Source organism: Vibrio natriegens NBRC 15636 = ATCC 14048 = DSM 759 (assembly GCF_035621455.1).
In the GTDB taxonomy this organism is placed as follows: Bacteria; Pseudomonadota; Gammaproteobacteria; order Enterobacterales; family Vibrionaceae; genus Vibrio; species Vibrio natriegens.
This window is the reverse complement of record NZ_CP141822.1, coordinates 1,369,584-1,383,687: the sequence shown is the minus strand read 5'-3', so window position 1 is coordinate 1,383,687 and position 14,104 is coordinate 1,369,584. Positions and strand designations below refer to the sequence as shown.

15 protein-coding genes are annotated in these 14,104 nt (G+C 43.2%); 7 read left to right on the top strand and 8 right to left on the bottom strand.

Going from position 1 to position 14,104, the window contains the following annotated elements; genetic code table 11:
• The first annotated feature begins 183 nt into the window (after positions 1-183).
• Positions 184-1,563: an L-cystine transporter gene (locus tag VER99_RS06300; protein WP_020333103.1), complete on the top strand. Its 1,380-nt coding sequence runs from the start codon at positions 184-186 to the stop codon at positions 1,561-1,563.
• Positions 1,564-1,756: 193 nt separating this feature from the next.
• On the opposite strand, the gene VER99_RS06295 is transcribed toward VER99_RS06300, so the two are convergent.
• From VER99_RS06295 to VER99_RS06270, 6 genes are all read right to left on the bottom strand, one after another.
• Positions 1,757-2,230 (bottom strand): GNAT family N-acetyltransferase, encoded by a 474-nt coding sequence (locus VER99_RS06295; RefSeq protein ID WP_020333102.1) that lies wholly within the window; start codon positions 2,228-2,230, stop codon positions 1,757-1,759.
• Positions 2,231-2,419: 189 nt separating this feature from the next.
• Positions 2,420-3,037, bottom strand: coding sequence for a hypothetical protein (locus VER99_RS06290; protein WP_020333101.1), 618 nt, complete (start codon positions 3,035-3,037; stop codon positions 2,420-2,422).
• 349 nt (positions 3,038-3,386) lie between these two features.
• Positions 3,387-4,115 (bottom strand): class I SAM-dependent methyltransferase, encoded by a 729-nt coding sequence (locus VER99_RS06285; RefSeq protein WP_020333100.1) that lies wholly within the window; start codon positions 4,113-4,115, stop codon positions 3,387-3,389.
• Between the two features lie 105 nt (positions 4,116-4,220).
• Complete coding sequence (locus tag VER99_RS06280; RefSeq protein WP_020333099.1) at positions 4,221-4,736, bottom strand: hypothetical protein; 516 nt, start codon at positions 4,734-4,736, stop codon at positions 4,221-4,223.
• 375 nt (positions 4,737-5,111) lie between these two features.
• Positions 5,112-5,621, bottom strand: coding sequence for a DUF4145 domain-containing protein (locus VER99_RS06275; RefSeq protein WP_020333098.1), 510 nt, complete (start codon positions 5,619-5,621; stop codon positions 5,112-5,114).
• A gap of 171 nt (positions 5,622-5,792) precedes the next feature.
• Positions 5,793-5,978, bottom strand: a complete 186-nt coding sequence (locus VER99_RS06270) for a hypothetical protein (protein ID WP_020333097.1) — start codon at positions 5,976-5,978, stop codon at positions 5,793-5,795.
• Between the two features lie 488 nt (positions 5,979-6,466).
• Here VER99_RS06270 and sbcB point away from each other — a divergent pair, with 488 nt between their 5' ends.
• From sbcB to purT, 5 genes are all read left to right on the top strand, one after another.
• The gene (gene sbcB, locus VER99_RS06265) at positions 6,467-7,888 is read left to right on the top strand and encodes an exodeoxyribonuclease I (protein WP_324707812.1); all 1,422 of its coding nucleotides are present in this window, start codon (positions 6,467-6,469) and stop codon (positions 7,886-7,888) included.
• Between the two features lie 58 nt (positions 7,889-7,946).
• Positions 7,947-8,321: a CidA/LrgA family protein gene (locus tag VER99_RS06260; protein WP_020333045.1), complete on the top strand. Its 375-nt coding sequence runs from the start codon at positions 7,947-7,949 to the stop codon at positions 8,319-8,321.
• Between the two features lies 1 nt (position 8,322).
• Positions 8,323-9,000, top strand: a complete 678-nt coding sequence (locus tag VER99_RS06255) for an LrgB family protein (protein ID WP_014231625.1) — start codon at positions 8,323-8,325, stop codon at positions 8,998-9,000.
• A 329-nt stretch (positions 9,001-9,329) separates the two neighbouring features.
• Positions 9,330-10,217, top strand: coding sequence for a cytidine deaminase (gene cdd, locus VER99_RS06250; protein ID WP_020333043.1), 888 nt, complete (start codon positions 9,330-9,332; stop codon positions 10,215-10,217).
• Positions 10,218-10,364: 147 nt separating this feature from the next.
• Positions 10,365-11,540 (top strand): formate-dependent phosphoribosylglycinamide formyltransferase, encoded by a 1,176-nt coding sequence (purT, locus tag VER99_RS06245; protein WP_020333042.1) that lies wholly within the window; start codon positions 10,365-10,367, stop codon positions 11,538-11,540.
• A 91-nt stretch (positions 11,541-11,631) separates the two neighbouring features.
• Here the strand turns inward: purT and VER99_RS06240 are convergent, their stop codons facing one another.
• On the bottom strand, positions 11,632-12,282 hold the full coding sequence (locus VER99_RS06240; RefSeq protein WP_020333041.1) for a thiopurine S-methyltransferase: 651 nt from the start codon (positions 12,280-12,282) through the stop codon (positions 11,632-11,634).
• Between the two features lie 315 nt (positions 12,283-12,597).
• Between VER99_RS06240 and VER99_RS06235 the strand changes: the two genes are divergently transcribed.
• Positions 12,598-13,374, top strand: a complete 777-nt coding sequence (locus VER99_RS06235; RefSeq protein WP_020333040.1) for a nucleotidyltransferase family protein — start codon at positions 12,598-12,600, stop codon at positions 13,372-13,374.
• Positions 13,375-13,491: 117 nt separating this feature from the next.
• Here VER99_RS06235 and ihfA read toward each other — a convergent pair whose 3' ends face one another.
• On the bottom strand, positions 13,492-13,788 hold the full coding sequence (gene ihfA, locus VER99_RS06230) for an integration host factor subunit alpha (RefSeq protein WP_005462650.1): 297 nt from the start codon (positions 13,786-13,788) through the stop codon (positions 13,492-13,494).
• Between the last annotated feature and the right edge of the window lie 316 nt (positions 13,789-14,104).

Sequence of the window (14,104 nt, the reverse complement as noted above, 5' to 3'; positions counted from 1 at the left end):
AACTATGCTCAATACGTACTGAGTGACGGTCTAACGGGTCACTTACGTCAAAACATATTCCATTTTGATATATCTAATACCCGTTAATCATTTTAAAAGTTATATATTGAAAGCTATCTTACTGCCCCCTTTATCACCTCGTATACAACCCTCAGCATATTGACTGAGTACTAAGGTAAGAGTATGAATTTTGCAGTAATTGCCTCACTTGCAGTCTTTGTTGGCATATTATTCTTTCTTTTTAACCAGCAACAAAAACAAAACACACTTTCTCGTCTCGTTTTAATTGGTCTTGTCACTGGTTCCCTTTTTGGCCTTGCCCTTCAACTGATCCACGGTGAAGGCAGCAACGTCATTTCTGAAACCCTTTCTTGGGTTGCTATCGTTGGTAGTGGCTATGTTGGCCTGCTGAAAATGGTGATCATGCCACTAGTGTTGGTATCGATGATCTCAGCGGTTGTGAAGCTGGAAAAAGGCGGCTCACTGGGTAAGATTTCTGGTCTGACAATTTCAGTCCTGCTTATCACCACAGCGATCTCAGCATTAATTGGTATTTTCGTTACGTCTACGTTTGGCCTGTCGGCAGAAGGCTTGACGGAAGGTGCTCGCGAGACGGCTCGTATTGCGGTATTGGAAAGCCGTGCTGGCTCGGTAAGCGATCTAACCATTCCACAAATGCTGGTTAGCTTTATTCCAACTAACCCATTTGCAGACCTAACAGGCGCACGTTCAACGTCTATTATCGCGGTTGTTATCTTCGGTGTTCTAACGGGTATTGCTGCACGTAAAGTCATGGCGGAAAAAGCAGAATTGGAATCACCAATTCGCACATTCGTTGAAGCGGCTCAGTCTATCGTAATGCGCTTAGTTAAGATGATCATGGCGCTAACACCATACGGCATCGCAGCATTGATGACCAAAGTGGTTGCGACATCAAGTGCAGCAGACATTCTGAATCTGCTTGGCTTTATCGTTGCTTCATACGTTGCGATTGCATTGATGTTTGTTGTACACGGTATCCTTGTTTCTTTTGTTGGTGTTAGCCCAGCAGAATACTTCAAGAAAATTTGGCCGGTACTGACGTTTGCCTTTACTTCACGTAGCTCAGCGGCAACGATCCCTCTGAACGTAGAAGCGCAAATCACTAAGTTAAACGTGCCACCAGCGATTGCTAACCTTTCAGCATCATTTGGTGCAACGATTGGTCAAAATGGTTGTGCAGGTATTTACCCAGCAATGCTTGCTGTGATGGTTGCGCCAACAATGGGTATTAACCCACTAGAGTTCAACTTTATCCTGTCACTGATTGCGATTATCACGATCAGCTCGTTCGGTATCGCGGGCGTTGGCGGCGGCGCAACCTTTGCTGCGCTAATCGTGCTTCCTGCTATGGGCTTGCCAGTGACTATCGCTGCACTGCTTATCTCTATCGAACCACTCATCGATATGGCGCGTACTGCACTTAACGTTTCAGGTTCAATGACGGCAGGTACCATCACAAGCCGCTTGTTGAAATCAACTCATACTGAAGCGGACGCAAAGCCAGAAGAGGCAAAAGCGTAATCCGCTAGCTGCAATGAAAACCGTTCAGCGCAAAACTCAAGCCGATGGTTCGCCATCGGCTTTTGCATATTTTCGAGCTGTGTAATGCTCCCATAAGCTATTCAGATACAAAGCGTGCAATAGCACCAAACCTAAACAAACGATCTCAACGACTACAATCCATCAGCGTTAATAGCCCTTGTTGAATCCATTGCTAGACAATCTCTCTCTGCATTATATGTTGCGGGCCAGCTGGACCGCCCAAATACAATTTTCCGGTATCTTCAAAGCCACATTTGGAATAGCACTGATAAGCGGCTTTATTACGACAATTTACCGTTAGTTGGAGAACCTGAAAATCAGGATAATTTGAGCGAACGTAATCCGGCAATAACTTGATTGCTTGGGTTGCAATACCCTTTCCTTGAGATCGCTGGTCAATTAAAAGAGAGCGTATCCCCAGCGCTTTCCTATTGCCGAAGTTATACGTTTCTGAATACGATAAATCCAGAAGAAAGAAGCCAACCACTTTTTCGTTTTCGATGATTAAAAAAGGATGTTCGTGTTGCTGCAAAGTGGGAATAACGTCATCAACATTGCTCACCGTAAACTCTGCCTGTTCCTGCTTCACACTCAGGAACTCTATTTGTGATTTCCATTTATCACTATATTTTTCAATTGAAATCATCTTTCCCTCGATGCTTATATACCCTTTATTTCAGATTAGTGAAATAGAGTTCATACCCAAAATAGCCGTCGCTCCATGACTCGGAACACCGCGGATATAGGGCGTAATATAAACCACTCGCCTAACCTGTTATGCAGTCAAATTTCAAACTCAATTAGAGCAAACTTGCCAAGTGTTGGGAATCCCTCATCACGACTTATTAGCAGCCCGTTTGTGGCATGCTTGTTTATAGCTGTTGTTGACAACCCATACTGACACCACGATTAAACCTACATGTAAGGGCCAACCCAGCGCCAATGTGTAGCCCACCAATTCGGATTCAGAAACCGAGTCAACACTTAGCAGAAAAACGCTCTTACACAGATAGCTAAATACCCAAATCCCGTTGACCCTTTGCCACGTCATCAAACTTGGAATGCCCGTTGATTCCCGACTTCCCTTTAAGGTTGGCGTGGTTATTTCCGCGACCAGCATAGGAATAGGCTTTTTAAACAACGAAAAGACTAAAAATACACTGGCAGTGCTGAGCGAACCCATGGCGAGTTTAAGCACAACAGCTTCAACCAGAATCTCCCTAGGAACGAAAGCTGCGATGGTTAACTCAACAAAGCCGGACAAGGCAAAGGCTAACGCAATCATGCCTAACTCTTTGCGAAACAAGAGGGTTAGCAGACCATATAGTGAAGTGACTACCACTGCCGACATTAAACCAACGTACTGATAAGCCAAAAAATACAAAATTGAAGGCAGCAAGATAGTCAGAAACGAGTCGCGACTTGCGACTAAACGGTAGATGACGTGAAACACAGTTACTCCATTATTAATTACAAACTGAGCAGTTGATTGATTTCGAATCCCACTAGTTAGGTGTGAAAGCCATTGATATACGCCTGCGCTTCTCGAGGGTTTGAGGTTCGCACAAATGTACTCTTACCACTCCCACTCGTCCCAACGACGTTTATTCTCTTCATCAACCTTCCCTGTTTTTATGTTCCAGCACAGACCGGTTGTAAATTGGCTGAGAGTCCTTTCCTTCCGCTATCATGCCGATTTTCATTCGAATATTGAAATAATAATCAGTAATTTAGCGATCCATAAGACAAATTAGATGAGTAAGACCTCTTAAAGAAGAGCGAGTAAATCACTTGTTAGGTGGCTATTTTTTAACGGCTGTTATTATTAACATCATTGGCCTTCTCAGCTCATCATGCCACCCCATTTTTTCCACCATTTCTTCCGATGGTTTAGGCTCCAATACCGATCGTATTTCAAATCCTTCGGACAGCAGAGTAGATATATGAGTTTCTATTGTGCGATGATATTTAATGACTTCACTGCCTAAAAACTCTGTTTTTCTTTCCCCTTCATGAAAGTAATTATCCAAAGGCCAGTGTTGAATTTTACTTTTTTCGTAATACCAATCTTGAGAACTATTTGAAGTAAAAATTGGATGCTCGACGGAATAACAGATAACACCTTTGGACTTTAATAACTTGAATGCTTTTTGAAAAACCGAGCGAAGATCTTCAACATAATGTAAAGCAAGGGAGCTAAATATAACGTCAAAGGATTCGTCTTCTGCGTCAAAATCTTCTATCGCACATCGCTCAAAAGTAACATTGCCTTTATCTGTTAACTCGCGAGCTTTCTCTAGCATCTTTTCTGATAAGTCTATACCTACGACAGCTTCAGCGCCTTGGTCAACGGCATACTGGCAGTGCCATCCGTAGCCACAACCTAAATCCAGTACTTTCTTCCCCGACAATTTAGGTAAGTTGGAACGAAATACTTCCCACTCACCTGCGGATTTTAGACCATCAGTTGAACGCGGCATCTTGGCGTAAGCTTCGAATAAAGCCGGATCGTCGTATTTATTTTGTTTCACACTCAATTCTCCATTACTAAACTGGCTGGATGTTTAGTAAATATATCTATGTAAAAGGACTGATGCTGCGCGAGCCAAGTCCCATTTAACTCTTTGTTGGGCAAATTACTGACTACTATTACTACATTCAAAAAACCTATCTCTGAACTGCATCATAAGTTCTTTCTCTTGAATTTCATCTATTGATCGCAGTGCTGGATTTTCACAAGTAACTGACTCAACAAAGCTATTGCATTCTGCTGCGCCGAATAAACAGTGTTTATCGTAATACCAATTTGTAACTGTACCATTCTCGTTCAAGATTGAAGCTGCTCCCAGCAAAGTGTCAACACCCACAAATTTGTCAAAACCATAAAACGGTTTAGCATCATAAAACGATGATTCAATACACTTTTGAACTTCGTCTACATCTTGATCTATTTGAGAAACACCACAATCTACGTACAACCCTGTATCGGGGATAGTAGATAGGACCTGAGCCTGAAACTCCTCAAATGTTATCTTTACCTTGATTTGCTCGGCACCACTCTCATTTGAAGTTTCTTCTTTATCACTATTATTATTACAACCGACTAACGTTGTTCCTATAAGTAGCACTAAAACTGATTGCTTGATGCTCATTTTTGTTCCTTTTGCCAAACGCTTATAAGGCGGCTCCTAACCATCCTTTTTTAATTATCATGCCGCCTTTCATTCAGAGCTTCAAAGTAAAATCAGCGAGTTAGTGATATATGAGACTAATTTGTTAGCAACAGGAAGCGTATAACCAAAATTACATTAACCAAGAACCGCAACTTCCCAGAGCCAATTAGCAAATCACCGCTGCGTTGGATTCGAGCAGCGGTGATGGATTGGATTGAGCATGAAGGCGGGTTTAAGGCTGGGGTTTTGGGTGCTTGTTTGCACTAAATTATTTGGGCGCGCTGGCATAAAACGTAGGCAGCGTTACCACTAAAGCTAATCCACTGTACCTTTGCAGTCGATTTGAGCACTTTGTTAGGTATTTGCTAATGAAATATCTAATTTATCAACCAATGCACCAGCCTTCATTAATATTAGTTCGGCTTCCTCTGAATCAATAACTTGACCATGTGCTGCTGCATTTCCTAATTTAACAATTTCTAATAAAGCATTCGCCAATGCTTTACTTATAACTCCATCATTTGCCAATATCTGTAAACGGATAGACAAGGAATGGTTTTTTCGACCTAAATCGCCTTGGTATTTCCTAATAGTTTTCTCTATTTCGACACGCAAAGCCACAAAAGCCATAGAACTATCGATGCCTTCATAGTTTAAAGTGGAACTAGATTCGAGTTCACCTTCAATAGCCTCAACTTTCTCCAGTGCATCTTTTATCTCAACCTTGATACCACCAGGCAACTCAAACGACTTAAGGTATGGAAACAGCCAGGGAATAACAGCTAAAACCAACAAAATAATTGTATACGAATCAATTGTTACTTTATCCCAAAACTGATGAGCAAAAGCGACCGCAATAAACAACAGCGAAATTAAGTAGTTGATATGATCTCTCCTTTGTTAATCAATGCCTAACGCAAAGTTAAAGTGTGATCAACGCAATGCCGAAACTGCTCAAAGCCACTTAAAACATATAAACCAGCGCATAGTAAAAGTGCCATGCGTTGCGAATCACCTTGAACAATATGTTAGCTTTTAATACCGCCCCATTCCATGGAACACGCTACCAAACAACCCCATTAAAATACCAAAAATTAGGCTCAGAATTATAGCTGCAGGGATCGAGGCAATCGCAAGTTTAACCATAAAAACAACCATCGACATAAATGGCATTTTTATATCCACAACTGTAACTTCTTGTTTTTCATTTTCCACAGACATAACTATGCTCCTTATAGTGATATGCGATCAGTTTAAATTAATGAGTAATGCAGCTTTTCGAGATAACTAATGTTTCCCTTAAAAGTTAACTCTTATTCAGCGGCTTAAATACGCGGTTGCTTTCTTTATCATGCCGCCTTTCATTATGAGCTTCAAAGCATTACCGGTGAGTTAGTGATCAATGCAACTAATTGTTTAGCTATATGTATACTAGCTCATGCCCGAGCATTTTTTCGGTTACGTGTGACATAGTGCCGAGTTCTGAACATGTGGTAGAAATACTGCGGCGGAAGTCGTGGGCTCGCCACTGAGGTAAGATTAAGTTATCGCGTAACCTTTCAAATTGGGCTCACAATAGTTGCGGAAAAATCAAGCCGATGGACACTTATCGGCTTTTTCATATTCACAACTTTACCTTGCATCTTTCGTTGCGAGTTAAGGCATTGAATGGTCTAATACTCTTATCGGTTCCGTAAACGGTAAGCAGAATGCACCAAGATAATCAGCCCACTTTTTTCTTCTTTGACTACGAAACTTGGGGAACAAACCCTGCAAAAGATCGTCCGAGTCAATTTGCTGGTGTTCGCACAGATGAAAATTTCAATATCATCGGCGAGCCTTTAGTTATGTATTGCCAGCCACCTGCTGATTACCTTCCTTCTCCTGAAGCTGCTTTAATTACTGGGATTATCCCACAAAAGGCGGTGCAGGAAGGTCTGCCTGAGCCTGAGTTCATTGCTAAAATTCATGCCGAGTTATCCAAACCCAATACCACCAGTTTGGGTTACAACAGTATTCGTTTTGATGATGAAGTGACGCGTTACACCTGTTACCGCAACTTTATTGACCCGTATGCGTGGAGTTGGCAGAACGGCAATTCGCGCTGGGATTTACTTGATGTGCTGCGCGCTTGTCATGCCCTTCGACCAGAAGGCGTTGAATGGCCAGAAAATGAAGAAGGCTTTCCTAGCTTCAAACTTGAGCATTTGTCTGTTGCCAACGGTATTGAACACAGCAATGCACACGATGCCATGGCTGACGTTATCGCAACGATCGAGATGGCGAAGAAAGTTAAAGCCGCTCAGCCTAAGTTGTTCGATTACTTCTTCTCCATGCGTCAAAAGCGTAAGCTGAATGAATTGGTTGATATCGTTAATATGACGCCTCTGATGCACGTTTCTGGCATGTTAGGACGCGAGTGTCAGTACACAAGCTGGATTGTGCCTGTTGCATGGCATCCGACGAACAACAACGCGGTTATCACGATTGATTTAGCCAAAGATCCGCAACCTATCCTAGAGCTGTCTGCGGAAGAGCTGCACGAAAGGTTGTACACCAAGCGAGAAGATCTCGGTGATTTGCTGCCTGTGCCAGTTAAACTTGTTCACTTGAATAAGTGCCCTATTCTGGCACCAGCGAAAACACTGACGGCTGAAAACGCGGAGTCTATCGGCATTGACCGTCAACAATGCTTGAACAATCTGGCTCTGTTGCGTCAGCACCCAGAGATTCGAGAAAAGCTGATCAGCCTGTTTTCTGTTGAGCGCACATTTGAAAAAAGTGATGATGTGGATACTCAACTGTACGATGGCTTCTTCTCTCCGGCGGATCGCGCAGCGATGGATATTATTCGCGAGACCGACCCGAATAATCTGGCCGCTCTGGATATTGAGTTCGATGACAAGCGCATTAAACCACTGTTGTTCCGTTACCGTGCTCGAAACTTCCCTGGCACGTTAGACGAACAGGAACAAAGACGTTGGGCACAGCACTGCCGTGAAGTGTTTGAAAGCCAAATCGAAGAGTATATGCTGAATTTAGAAAACTTAGTTCACGAACATGAAAGTGACGAAAAGAAAATAGCACTATTAAAATCCGTTTATCGTTACGTAGAGAGCCTAGCCTCTTAATTTCTTACTTAATCAAGGGCACCGTCAGGTGCACTTGTCGTTTTTATATGCTGCCCAAATGATAAAAGACCGATTATTACAACTGACCCAATTGCTCGTTTCCCTCTTTCTCATCATGGGAGCACTTGGGATCGGAGTTACTATTCAAAGATTTACTGACACTTCCGTCCCAGGCAGTGTTATCGGCATGATCCTGTTATTCCTTTCTATGGCAACCGGACTTGTCAAAGTTGAGTGGGTGAAAACTGGCGCAACTCTGTTTATTCGCTACATGATCTTATTGTTCGTTCCGGTTAGTGTTGGCCTGATGGATCATTTCGACATGCTTTTCGCCAACGCACTACCCATTCTTGCAAGTGCGGTCGGCGGCACATTGATTGTGCTGGTGAGTCTCGCATGGCTGCTGGATTATCTGCTAAAGGAGAAACACTAATATGTGGATTTTACTCACTATTGTCGTTTTCCTTGTTGCACGTCAGATTGCGATTAAAGCGAACCACCCAATTGTTAACCCACTGCTTATTTGTATTGCGGTCATTATTCCGTTGTTGACCTACTTGAACGTGCCGTTTGACACTTACTACGCCGACAACGAAGTGTTTAGTTTCCTGCTACAACCAGCCGTTGTGGCGCTAGCTTACCCGTTATATGAACAGCTTCCTCAGATCAGAGCAAACTGGCGCATCATTACCTTCGCTTGTGTTCTGGGCAGTGTTATGTCGATGATGACGGCAACTCTCATCGCCGTCGCTTTTCACACCGAGTTAAGTTTGATCGCGAGCTTGGTTGGTAAATCAGTGACTACCCCTATTGCGATGGAAATCTCCAGCCACCTTGGTGGTGAAGCGGCAGTTGCGGCGATTTTGGTTCTTCTGGTTGGCTTGTTGGGTGCGATTGTGGCTTACCCTATCTACAACCTTATTGGGATCAAGCATCCTATTGCCCGAGGTTTAACCATGGGTACGGTGTCCCACGCACTGGGTACTGCGACGTGTGTTGAGAAACAACCCGCAGACGCGGCGTTCTCGTCTTTGGCGTTAGTGCTTTGCGGCATTATTACGTCGGTTCTGGCTCCGAGCTTTTTCGCTCTGGCTGTCTGGTTATATCAATAAGAATCAAGTTTTCGGCCTGCCTATCATCTGGGCAGGTCTTCCCCAACTCTCTCCAAGTCTCCCTCTGAAGATTGAAATCCGTTCGCAACCTTACCTCTTGGACATGTAATAGAGCGACGATCAAAGCCTCATTACTTGGCGATATGTGTATGAGTTAATATAGTTAAGAGATCGACGTAACATTCAGCGCCTGTGCAATCGAATACATGTGTGACTTCACTCTAATTATGTAACGTGAATTTTAATTGCATTACTTTGCGTGATCTAAAGCACAGAACATTTTCCCACTTTGCATAGAATAACTGTCCATGCAATAACAAGGATTCAACATGAAAAGTCGCATTGAACAAGCGCTAGCAAGCGCACCTGAAGCACTTTCAAACCAACTTGCTCCTATCGTTTTAGCCGACGATTTTGATGCTACTCTTTCAGCACAGCAGTTTGAGCAGTTACTGTCTGCTACCGCTCTATCTGACAAAGAGCTGCGTGTTGCTCTGCTTCCTTTTGCCGCTGCTTATTCTTACGCGCCTATTTCTGAGTTTTATGTTGGTGCCATTGTTCGCGGGCTTTCTGGCCGTCTCTACTTCGGCGCAAACATGGAGTTCCTTGGCGTTCAACTTGGTCAAACAGTTCACGCAGAACAATCTGCAATCAGCCACGCCTGGATGAAGGGTGAACGCGGTGTTAAAGACATCACGATTAACTTTAGCCCTTGTGGCCACTGTCGTCAGTTCATGAACGAGCTGTCTACAGCGAAAGAGTTAAAAGTCCAATTGCCAGAGCGTGAAGAAAAATCGTTACATGAATATCTGCCTGAAGCATTTGGCCCAGCCGATTTGGGTATCAAATCTGGCTTAATGGCAGAAGTTAAGCATCAGTTCGAATGTGATGAGAACGATGCGTTGATTCAAAAAGCCGTCGATGCGATGAACATGAGCCATGCTCCTTACACCAATAACCTGAGTGGACTGGCGTTAGAGCTTGCTGATGGTCGCGTTTTCCAAGGCGCTTACGCAGAGAACGCGGCGTTTAACCCGAGCCTTCCTCCTCTTCAAGTTGCTTTGATTCAGGTACTACTGGCGGGTGAAGCCTTTGATAACATCAAAGCGGCCGCTTTAGTGGAAAATTCAGAAGGTAAGATCAGTCATCTTGCTGATACGCAATCAACGTTAGAAGCGTTGAATCCCGACATTCCACTAAGTTTCGTTAACGTGTAATTTACATAATGATGTCGATGAAAGCTCTACATGATGTAGAGCTTTTTTATTAGCAAAAAACCATACGCAAACGTTTGCTTTACGATAAAAATTCAGTATGATCCCCTGCAAATTCTGTCTCATCACTTTATTTTGTAAGGGAACGATATGTTCGGTACTGCAACCAGCGCAAACGCTACTCGTGTATTACTTTTAGGCTCTGGCGAGCTTGGTAAAGAAGTCGCGATTGAATGCCAACGACTAGGTCTGGAAGTCATCGCGTGTGACCGTTATGCGGATGCACCGGCGATGCAAGTCGCTCACCGCAGCTACGTGCTTGATATGTTGGATGGTCAAGCGTTAGAAGAAATCATCAATAAAGAGCAACCTGCTTATGTTGTTCCTGAAATTGAAGCTATCGCGACCGATAAACTGGTTGAGTTAGAAGAAAAAGGTCTGAATGTCGTTCCAACGGCAAAGGCGACTAAGCTTACAATGAACCGTGAAGGTATTCGTCGTTTAGCTGCTGAAGAGCTTGAGCTTACTACCTCCCCTTACCGATTTGCAGACAACTACAACGATTTCAAAGCCGCAGTTGAATTTGTTGGTATCCCTTGTGTAGTTAAGCCAGTGATGAGCTCATCTGGTAAAGGCCAGAGTGTCATTAAATCAGAAGCTGATATTGAAAAAGCATGGAACTACGCTCAAGAAGGTGGCCGCACTGGTGCTGGTCGTGTCATTGTTGAAGGCTTCATTGACTTTGATTACGAGATCACCCTACTAACCGTACGTGCGGTTGACGGCGTACACTTCTGCGCACCAATCGGTCACCGTCAAGAAGATGGTGACTACCGTGAGTCTTGGCAGCCTCAAGCGATGTCAGAAGAAGCCATCAAAGCAGCGGAATACACTGCGGAAAAAGTAGTGAATGCTCTTGGCGGCTACGGAATTTTTGGTGTTGAGTTGTTTGTGAAGGGCGATAAAGTCATCTTCAACGAAGTTTCTCCTCGTCCACATGACACAGGTATGGTTACGCTGATTTCTCAAGAAATGTCTGAGTTTGCACTGCACGTGCGCGCGTTTACTGGTATGCCGATCAACCAAATCGTTCAATATGGTCCTTCTGCATCAGCGGTGATTCTTGGTCAAGGTACGTCAACAAACATTCGTTTTGACAATGTGGCTGAAGCCCTGGCACAACCACAGACTCAAGTTCGCCTATTTGGTAAGCCAGAAATCGACGGTCGCCGCCGCTTAGGTGTTGTTCTTACTCGTCGAAATAGTACAGAAGAGTCCGTTCAAGATGCGGTAGCAAATGCATCGAAGGTAAACATCGTTTACTAAGCCATCTTTTATTAACAAAAAGCGCAGCTATTGAATAGCTGCGCTTTTTTGTCTTTTCGTACATGTAGTCAGTCACTTACGCTGTTCGAAATCACTGAGCTTCAATCAAATACACTTCTTCAGAAAAACGACTTAAGCCTTGCTTAGCAATTTTCGGGTGATTCTCATCCGCTTCGTCCACGTTGAGACAAGTCACTTTGTAACCCGAGAATAACTGTTCGATTTCATGCACTGGTACGCTAAATGGAGGTCCCGCCATTTCTTGCTGAGGGTAATTGAGTGTCACAAGCAGAATACGGCCACCCGGTTTAAGTAGCTGTTTCAAACGCTCGGCGTACTCTTGTCTCATCTCCTGTGGCAGCGCAACCAAAGCCGCTCGGTCATAAATGATATCGACTTGAGAAACCGGTGCCGTGAAAAAGTCTCCGGTATAAATAGAAAGCTCATCAAACTGATACAACTCATGCGTACCACTTAATGGCGTAACAGTTGGAGTATAAAAGTGCTCTGCAAAGAAAGCTCGCACTGCAATTTGGCTTAATTCAACGCCATTCACTTCATCATGTTTGGTCGCCAACCACACAAGATCTTCAGACTTACCGCAAAGCGGAACCAACACAGTGTCTTCACGCTTAGGGTTGGTGTGGTGCCAATGCTGAGGCAGTAATGGATTTACATCTTCCAAATGGAATCCGATTTTATTGCTGGCCCACTTATTGTGCCAAAATTCTGGGTCTCTCATTTTACTTTCTACTTATCGGCTGAATTACGTTTTGTGGAGTAAGACTAATGATTTTTTCGAATTTGTCTATGCCGTTCATCTTTCGTTAATCCTCAAATGCTACGATGCAATCACGATATACGAAATGATACTGACGTTTAATTAACAGAATAATGAAAATATAAATAGTGATCTAACGCATAATTCCACTGTAAACATGAGAGTTAACCTTGGAATGTTTCAAAAGATCCCCATTTATTAATAACAACCTGATTTGCAAATCTTAGCGACTTCTTTGTCCCCATTTTCTAAGTGCAAGCAAGTTAAGGAGAGTGAATGAGCTTATTTTTACGTACAGCAGCATTGATGCTTTTGGTACTAAGCCGTGCACCTGCAATTGCCGCAATGCCTATTGCGCCAACAACGAGTGAACAGAATCGTTCTACAAGTCAAAACGAGGTTTGTTCAAAACTCTTCAAACATAGCCTAAGTGGCTTATATGGCATTCAAACTATCGACTCAAATCCAACCCAGCCATACGCTGATTTTGATATTCTTTACTCCAAAGCTCACCAAGCTCAGTTCGAACTGGAAACCATCTGTAAAAGTACCGCCCTTCTCAACGACGCCCAACCTTACTTCGCTGGCGTAAAATCCAAACAACGTGCAGAGGAAAAAATTGCTTACGAACTGGATGGTCAGGTTGAACGCATTACCGATCTAGCACGTGCGACGATAGTTGCGGAAGATGTGGCAAGTTTGGTCTCTATCTATGAAACACTAGAGCGCGAAACAACTATCGTTAAAGTGAAAAACAGATTCAAAAAGCCGGGGCCTTCGGGTTACCGAGATTTGAACTTACTGGTTCGTTTACCGAAAACAAACCTCATTGCAGAAGTTCAGCTCCATTTGAAAGCCATTGCGGATGTGAAGAATGGTCCTGAGCATGACCTTTATGAAAAAATTCAAAAGCTTGAACGTCAGGCAATGGCAGAAAAACGCCAGCTGACTGAATTTGAAACGGCAGCGATTCGAAGCATGCGAAGCCAAGCTAAGAACTTGTACCAGCACGCGTGGCAACCATACTTAACAACTCACTTAGAAGCGGCATAAAAAATTGCTTCTCTGAAAACAACAAACCACCGCAATGCGGTGGTTTTCTTTTGCATGCCGAAACGAAAATGCATGCACGACAAAAGACCACGACTAAGCGTGATCTATTTGGTTAGCTTACTGTTCTTTCTTAAGATTTTCTACGCGAGCTTTTAATTTCTGACCCGGGCGGAAAGTCACTACACGTCGAGCAGTAATTGGAATATCTTCACCAGTTTTCGGGTTACGACCAGGCCGTTCATTCTTGTCACGAAGATCAAAATTACCAAAACCTGACAGTTTTACCTGTTCGCCACTTTCTAGTGCCTTGCGAATTTCTTCAAAGAACACTTCCACCGTTTCCTTGGCGTCCCGCTTACTAAATCCCAATTTATCAAACAGGTTTTCTGCCAGTTCGGCTTTTGTGAGCGCCATAAAACTTTCCTCAAAGCTATGTTAAACAATGCTACTTAGTGTAGCGCCAGAGCAGTTTTACCCTACCAATTCAAGAACATATCGGGGTTACATCAGGAAGTGTATGACAAGCTTATGATTTTCGCCAACTTTTTTCTTTGCGAATAAATGGAATATGGCTGTATAAATTATTGTTAAATACCAACATTTTAACATTTTTTATTTAGAGAGTTCTTAAATACAAAACTCAACCAGTCAATTAAACCAATAAATTGGTAAAATTTGAAATAAAAAACCATTTAATAAATTTATCAGGTATAGGCTATTTTACAAACAC

What these genes read in the sequence shown, in the direction of transcription:
- ihfA (WP_005462650.1), bottom strand. Translation starts at nt 13,788, where the DNA reads ATGGCGCTCACAAAAGCCGAACTGGCAGAAAACCTGTTTGATAAATTG.
- sbcB (WP_324707812.1), top strand. Translation starts at nt 6,467, where the DNA reads ATGCACCAAGATAATCAGCCCACTTTTTTCTTCTTTGACTACGAAACT.
- VER99_RS06255 (WP_014231625.1), top strand. Translation starts at nt 8,323, where the DNA reads ATGTGGATTTTACTCACTATTGTCGTTTTCCTTGTTGCACGTCAGATT.
- VER99_RS06235 (WP_020333040.1), top strand. Translation starts at nt 12,598, where the DNA reads ATGAGCTTATTTTTACGTACAGCAGCATTGATGCTTTTGGTACTAAGC.
- cdd (WP_020333043.1), top strand. Translation starts at nt 9,330, where the DNA reads ATGAAAAGTCGCATTGAACAAGCGCTAGCAAGCGCACCTGAAGCACTT.
- VER99_RS06270 (WP_020333097.1), bottom strand. Translation starts at nt 5,978, where the DNA reads ATGTCTGTGGAAAATGAAAAACAAGAAGTTACAGTTGTGGATATAAAA.
- VER99_RS06240 (WP_020333041.1), bottom strand. Translation starts at nt 12,282, where the DNA reads ATGAGAGACCCAGAATTTTGGCACAATAAGTGGGCCAGCAATAAAATC.
- VER99_RS06295 (WP_020333102.1), bottom strand. Translation starts at nt 2,230, where the DNA reads ATGATTTCAATTGAAAAATATAGTGATAAATGGAAATCACAAATAGAG.
- purT (WP_020333042.1), top strand. Translation starts at nt 10,365, where the DNA reads ATGTTCGGTACTGCAACCAGCGCAAACGCTACTCGTGTATTACTTTTA.
- VER99_RS06280 (WP_020333099.1), bottom strand. Translation starts at nt 4,736, where the DNA reads ATGAGCATCAAGCAATCAGTTTTAGTGCTACTTATAGGAACAACGTTA.
- VER99_RS06260 (WP_020333045.1), top strand. Translation starts at nt 7,947, where the DNA reads ATGATAAAAGACCGATTATTACAACTGACCCAATTGCTCGTTTCCCTC.
- VER99_RS06300 (WP_020333103.1), top strand. Translation starts at nt 184, where the DNA reads ATGAATTTTGCAGTAATTGCCTCACTTGCAGTCTTTGTTGGCATATTA.